The sequence below is a fragment of the uncultured Sutterella sp. genome (assembly GCF_937923675.1).
Taxonomy (GTDB): Bacteria; Pseudomonadota; Gammaproteobacteria; order Burkholderiales; family Burkholderiaceae_F; genus Sutterella.
The window spans coordinates 36,577-43,048 of sequence record NZ_CALDXB010000100.1; the positions used below are offsets into that span (position 1 = coordinate 36,577).

Annotated in this window: 4 protein-coding genes; 2 read left to right on the top strand and 2 right to left on the bottom strand. The window is 42.7% G+C overall.

The genetic code is table 11. The features are described from left to right. Positions 1 to 13: 13 nt before the first annotated feature. On the top strand, positions 14 to 3,421 hold the full coding sequence (gene dnaE / locus Q0106_RS11820) for a DNA polymerase III subunit alpha (protein ID WP_297613261.1): 3,408 nt from the start codon (positions 14 to 16) through the stop codon (positions 3,419 to 3,421). 6 nt (positions 3,422 to 3,427) lie between these two features. Then, the gene (locus tag Q0106_RS11825) at positions 3,428 to 4,492 is read left to right on the top strand and encodes a glycosyltransferase family 8 protein (RefSeq protein ID WP_297613264.1); all 1,065 of its coding nucleotides are present in this window, start codon (positions 3,428 to 3,430) and stop codon (positions 4,490 to 4,492) included. Here Q0106_RS11825 and Q0106_RS11830 read toward each other — a convergent pair. Both Q0106_RS11830 and Q0106_RS11835 read right to left on the bottom strand, forming a co-directional pair. After that, complete coding sequence (locus tag Q0106_RS11830) at positions 4,481 to 5,509, bottom strand: glycosyltransferase family 2 protein (RefSeq protein WP_297613267.1); 1,029 nt, start codon at positions 5,507 to 5,509, stop codon at positions 4,481 to 4,483. The genes Q0106_RS11825 and Q0106_RS11830 overlap by 12 nt on opposite strands. A 29-nt stretch (positions 5,510 to 5,538) precedes the next feature. Further along, positions 5,539 to 6,472 (bottom strand): glycosyltransferase (locus tag Q0106_RS11835; RefSeq protein ID WP_297613270.1); only part of this gene is annotated, 934 nt, incomplete at its 5' end.

Below are 6,472 nucleotides of genomic sequence, written 5' to 3' on the forward strand. Positions count from 1 at the left end.
TTCAAGCATCCTCATGACCGATCCTCGCTTCATCCACCTCAGGTTCCATTCCGAATATTCAATTACAGACGGCATCGTTCGCGTGGACCCCATGATCCATGCAGTGGAAAAGAGCGGAGGCGTGGCAATCGGCATCTGCGATCTGATGAATATTTTCGGGGGGCTGCGCTTTTATACGCATGCGCTCGCCGCCGGCATCAAGCCGATTCTCGGATGCGACCTGAGGGTCATGAATCCGAAGGACCTGAAGAAGCCTTACCGGCTCGGCGTCTACTGCATGAATCATGAGGGCTACCATTCACTCTGCGTGCTTCTCACGAAAGCGTTCCTCACGAAGAACGACGCTGCCCGCGGACTGATTGACCCCGCCTGGTTTGATAACGGCGGAGGAAAGGGGCTGATTTGCCTCTCCGGCGCTTCGCAGGGCGAACTCGGTCAGCTCCTTCTCTCGAAGCGCTGGGCGCTCGCAGAAGAGGCGCTCGAGCGCTATAAGGCATGGTTCCCGGACTGCTTCTATGTCGAACTCCAGCGCGCCGGAAGGCCTTCCGACGAGCTCGCAACCGCGCGTCTCGCGAACTTTGCCGCCGAACACCGCATTCCCGTCGTCGCGACCCATCCGATTCAGTTCCTCAACAAGGAAGACTTTGAAGCGCACGAAGTGCGCTGTTCCATTGCAGAGGGCTATACGCTCCAGGACCCGCGAAGGAGCAGAAACTTTACGGAAGAGCAGTACTTTAAGAGCGAAGACGAAATGTGCGAGCTCTTCAGGGACATACCAGCTGCGCTCGTCAACTCCGTTGAAATCGCGAAGCGCTGCAATCTGGACGGCGTCCTCTCCAAGCCGCAGCTTCCGCTTTTTCCCACTCCCGACGGCATGTCGCTTGACGATTACATCGACAAGCTTTCAAAGGAAGGCCTTCAGAAGCGCCTCGAGTTCCTCTATCCGGATCCCAAGGTTCTGGAAGAGAAGCGACCGGCTTACGACAAGCGTCTCGAATACGAACTCGGCATCATCAAGGGCATGAAGTTCCCGGGGTACTTCCTTATCGTTCAGGACTTCATCAACTGGTCGAAGCGAAACGGCGTTCCGGTGGGGCCGGGGCGCGGCTCAGGCGCAGGGTCGCTTGTCGCTTATTCCCTTGGCATTACGGATCTGGATCCGCTCCATTTCGACCTCCTTTTTGAACGCTTCCTCAATCCGGAACGCGTGTCCATGCCTGACTTTGACGTGGACTTCTGTCAGTACAACCGCGACCGCACGATTGAGTATGTGAAGCGCGCGTACGGCGCGGATGCGGTGAGCCAGATTGCAACGTTCGGTACTCTGGGCGCCAAGGCGGTGGTGCGGGACGTCGGCCGCGCACTGGACGTCCCCTACATGAAAACGGACGCGCTCTCGAAGTTGATTCCGATGCAGCCCGGCAGGAACATCACGCTTGATGAAGCGATTGCCGAAGTGCCGGAATTCAAGGATGCGATCGAAAACGACGACGAATATAAGGAAATCATTCGAATCGCGAAGCCTCTTGAAGGCCTCACGCGAAACCTTGGCATGCATGCCGGCGGCGTGCTGATTGCGCCGGGGAAACTGACTGACTTTTGTCCGCTCTACAACTCAGACGGACGCCCAGAAAATACGATCAGCCAGTTCGATAAAAAGGACGTGGAAAATGTCGGCCTCGTGAAGTTCGACTTTCTTGGCCTCACCACGCTTTCCATCCTGGCAAAAGCAGTTGAGTTCATCGACAAGCTCTATCCGGAACAGCATTTCGAACTGGAACGCATTCCGGTGGATGACGTCGAAACGTATGAGCTCTTCCAGCAGGGCAATACCGCTGCCGTATTCCAGTTTGAATCGGAAGGCATGCGCACGCTTCTTAAGCAGGCTAAGCCCGATCGTCTCGAAGACCTGGTGGCCTTAAACGCGCTCTATCGACCGGGCCCGATGGATCTGATTCCGTCCTTTATCGATCGAAAGTTCGGTCGAGAGAAAGTGGAATACCTTGACCAGCGCATGGAGCCTGTGCTCAAGGAAACCTACGGCATCATGGTTTATCAGGAACAGGTGATGCGAGTCGCTCAGGTGGTGGGCGGCTACTCGCTTGGCGGCGCAGACCTTCTGCGTCGTGCCATGGGTAAAAAGAACGTCGAGGAAATGAAGCGCCAGCGCGCCGTCTTTGTGAAGGGCGCTGCTGAACGCAACGTCAAGGAATCGGTTGCAACTGAAATCTTCGACTTGATGGAAAAATTCGCGGGATACGGCTTCAACAAATCTCACGCAGCCGCTTATTCCTACGTCGCCTATCAGACTGCTTATCTGAAGGTGCATCACACCTCATCCTTCTATGCGGCCAACCTCTGCATGGTGATGGACGACGGCGACAAGATGAACGCGCTTGTCACCGACGCTAAAAACAACGGCATTAATTTCCTGATCGCCGATATCAATAAGAGTGACTGGTTCTTCTCGGTTCCAAATGAAGCGCAGATTCGGTTTGGTCTCGGCGCCATCAAAGGCATCAATCGATCTGTGGTCGAAAGCATCATTCGCAGCCGCAAGGAGGAAGGTCCCTATACGGACATTTTCAACTTTGCCAAGCGCGTGCCGGAGATTAATCAGAAGATTTTCGAGAGCCTGATCAAGGCCGGCGCCTTTGATTCCATCGATCGTAGAAGAAATGTTCTGCTCGCCAACGTAAGTGATGCTATTCAGTACTCGAGAGGGCTTCAGGACCATTTAGGTCAGGATGCGCTTTTTGGTGAGGAAGTGGCTACTCCTGTGCTTCAAGATGCTGAAACGACAGAGTCAAAAGACCTGGAATGGGAGAAAAATGTTTATGGCTTTTGGGTGAGTGGACACCCATATGACTCAGTCAGGACAACAATTCGTCAATTAGAGAATGAAAAGCTTAGTGAATTAGTACCTACAAAGGCGAATATTTCTTGCGCGGGGCTGCTTGTAGATGTCAGGCAAGTTATGGGGAAAAAAGGAGCATTTGGTATTCTGAAAATAGATGATGGAACTTCTGCTGTTGAAATCATAGCCTATAGTCAATTGTGGGAACAAGTTAAATATAAATTAAATAACGGCCAATTTATCTTTGTCGCCGGGCGAGTCAAATTTGATGACTATACTAAACAAATATCTGTAATTGCAGATTCGATAGCTGGCTTAAGCGACTATATTAGCAACGCTGGACTTAGGTTGTGCATATTTATTGATAGAAAAACAAATCTTAAGTTACTAAAAAGTCTTTTATTTCAAACAGAAAAATCGCCTAAGATTCAGAATCTAATTAATTGTTTCTTTAGTGTAAAAGCAGGAAGTGTCGGCGAAGTAGGGTTCAATGTTCCAAATGGATTGGGTTTGGAGCAAATTTCATTGCTGACGAATCGTGGCTTTAATATTGAAATTGTGTGAATTAATATGATACCAGTATTTTTTGCTATAAATAATAGTTATTTTCCTCAAGTTGAAACTACGATTGTTTCTATTCTGGAGAATTCAGGCGAAGAATTCGATTTTATAATTTTAATTGACTCTCCGAATGCTAAGTTGGTTGAAGATTTGAGAGATTTTGTTTGTAAAAAATATGGAAAACGTGCATTGATCACTATTTTAGATATGCATAGTTGTGTTCCAAAAATTAAAAAACTGGTAAAGGAAGATGGAAGAGGACCGCTCCCGATAGAGACCTATTTCAGATTATTCATTCCTCAACTTTCTCCGTACTGCAGCAAGGTGATTTATCTCGATGCTGATTTGGTCGTGGAAGATGATTTAGGAAAATTATTTGCTTGTGACCTAAAAAAGAATAGTCTTGGGGCTGTGGTGGATCCAGGAATCAAGAAGCTAATTAATGAAGGTGCCATTACACCGAATGGGTATAATGAAAGTACGTTACAAAAGTATATTTCTGACTATCTAAAAGTTGATCCCAATCGTTATTTTAATGCTGGGGTCTTGCTTATGGATATTGACAAAATAAAAAAATATAAGCTGGATGAGAAGATTTTTAATATTGCAAATGAATATTCACCTTTCATATATCATGATCAAGATATTTTGAATAGGGTCTTTGCGAATGATGTATTACCGCTAGATCCTACTTGGAATAGTTTCCCGTTTTATAAAGAGGGGACGTTTGACGATTCGGAAATAGATATTTTATACCGGAAATGTAATATCTCCCCGAAGATTATTCATTATGCTGGAAAGTCTAAACCCTGGCGTCCTCAAGAAATGGGACAAAGATTTTCTACTTGGTGGAGTTATTATATAATGACCTCTTTTGCTAGTCATAACGACGCAGATAAGCTAGAAGAATTAAAAAGAATTGAGAGTAATTATGCAAAATACAAGAATTTCTTTACTGTAAATTTATTTAATATTAGATTTAGTTTGTTTAGAGAAAATTTTTGCTACAAGTTTATGCTGAAAAAGCGGTGCTTACTAAAGAGCGCGATTAGGGCAGGGAAGTTATTTGAATAATGATTCTTCAACTGGCGGCTTCGTTTTTTGTTGTTTTGAGATGTACTTTAAATATAGGCGTACCGCTGTATCGCCCAGTCTATAAATAAATTTTAGTTTTTGATAATGCTTATCTGATATAATTTGTGAATAGACCGATTTTAGTTGTTGCTGTTTTTCTAGCTTATTGTTTAAGACGCTATATTTTACGAGGCCCCACCAATACACAATAAGTTTTTCGTAGACTTTTTGCATGATTTGATTGGGTATAATATTTTTTTGTGCAAAATAAATTCTGCTATATAGATTAAAATTCGTGTCGGCTTGTTTTCCGAGTGTGTGCGTTAGAGATGAACTCCTCATCCTATACTTGTAAATTGATCGCGGAGAAAGAGCCCCATATTTTTTGATGTTATTAAGTGCGTGAATCATAAAAATTTGATCTTCACCGCAGTGAACATTTTCTGGAAAACGTAGTCCCTCAATTAATTTTACTTTAAAAAATCTATTCCCAATGAATAAATGAATAGTAGGATCAATTTCTTGCTTAGCAGCATCTGAGAAGTAGTGTTCAAAGCATTGATCCTTATTTAATATTGTTTCTTCGGGAAAATGATATGTTAGAGGAAAGTCTCCTTGATTGTTGAAGTATATGGCAGATGTGCAGATATATTCTATTTCAATGTTTTTGACTGCTATTTTATAAAAATTTAAAAAATAATCTGGACTAATAACGTCGTCGGAATCTATGTATGTAACCCAGTTGCAGATGCGATCGCTTTCAATGTGATCTAAAGCTATGTTTCGAGCTGATGAGACTCCACCATTCTCTTTCCGGATTACTTTAATTCTACTATCTCGTTTAGCATAAGACTCTAAAATGCTTAAAGAGTTATCTGTGGAGCCATCGTCAACAGCATATATTATAAAATTGCGGAAGCTTTGCGCTAATATGGAATCTAGGCATTGTTTCAAATAAGCTTCAGTATTAAATACCGGTATTACAACCGCTAAAGCAAGATCTGTAACTTTGTTCATAAAGCGTATGTCGTTAGAGGCTGAGTTAATCAAAAAGGCTTGTTTTTATAATATAAATATATCATTTTTTGTCGTAAATATCTAAATAATGGTAATTGATTTTTTCTATAAAGCTTTTTTGCTGCAACCCTTTTCTGATAAGTTATAAGTCTCGTTAATGAGTGTCGATCTATATAGGGTATATGTTTGATAAGTAGTTGATAGTATTCGGCATACCACAAATCTATATAATCCCATGTGGAATCTTGTATGAATTCAGGGCGTATATTTTGCATGCCTATTTTCTGGTCAAATGCCTTTTGAATGTTGATGGTGTTTATTTTTTGTTGATCATGGTAATTTGGTCTCTTAATGCCTTTTCTATATTTTATGAGAATATTGGGTAGATTTATTATTACCTTTTTATCGTATAAAAGATTTAACCATAAGCCATAGTCTTCCGCATTTTTGATGTCAGGATATGAATTGCCTGCAATAATTTGCTTTCTATTTAATATTGTAGATGGATGGCAAATGCAACAATAAAATGGTAGAGTGGCGGCAACTTGATCATAAAACAATGGTAAGTTTGGGTGAAGTAATTTATTATCTTCAAGATAAGTCGCTTGGGTCCCCAAAACAGTGGTCTCAGGATGAGATTCAAGATATTCCATTTGTATTTTAAATCTATCGGGATGAGCCCAGTCATCTGAATCCATTCTGGCGACCCATGTCGTATTGGATAAATTTAATCCTTCATTAAGAGTATGTGTTAATCCTTGATTTTTATGGTGGTGTCGAATTTTTATTCGAGCATCTTGAGTGTAGTGTTCAAGATAATTAGATATTTCATCATTGGATCCGTCATTTATGATGAGAAAATGAAATTTTCTATATGTTTGAGTTAGTATTGATTTTATTGAAATGTCGATCCATTCTTTTTCTCCATTATAAATTGGCATTATAACTGTTAATTTTGTACTC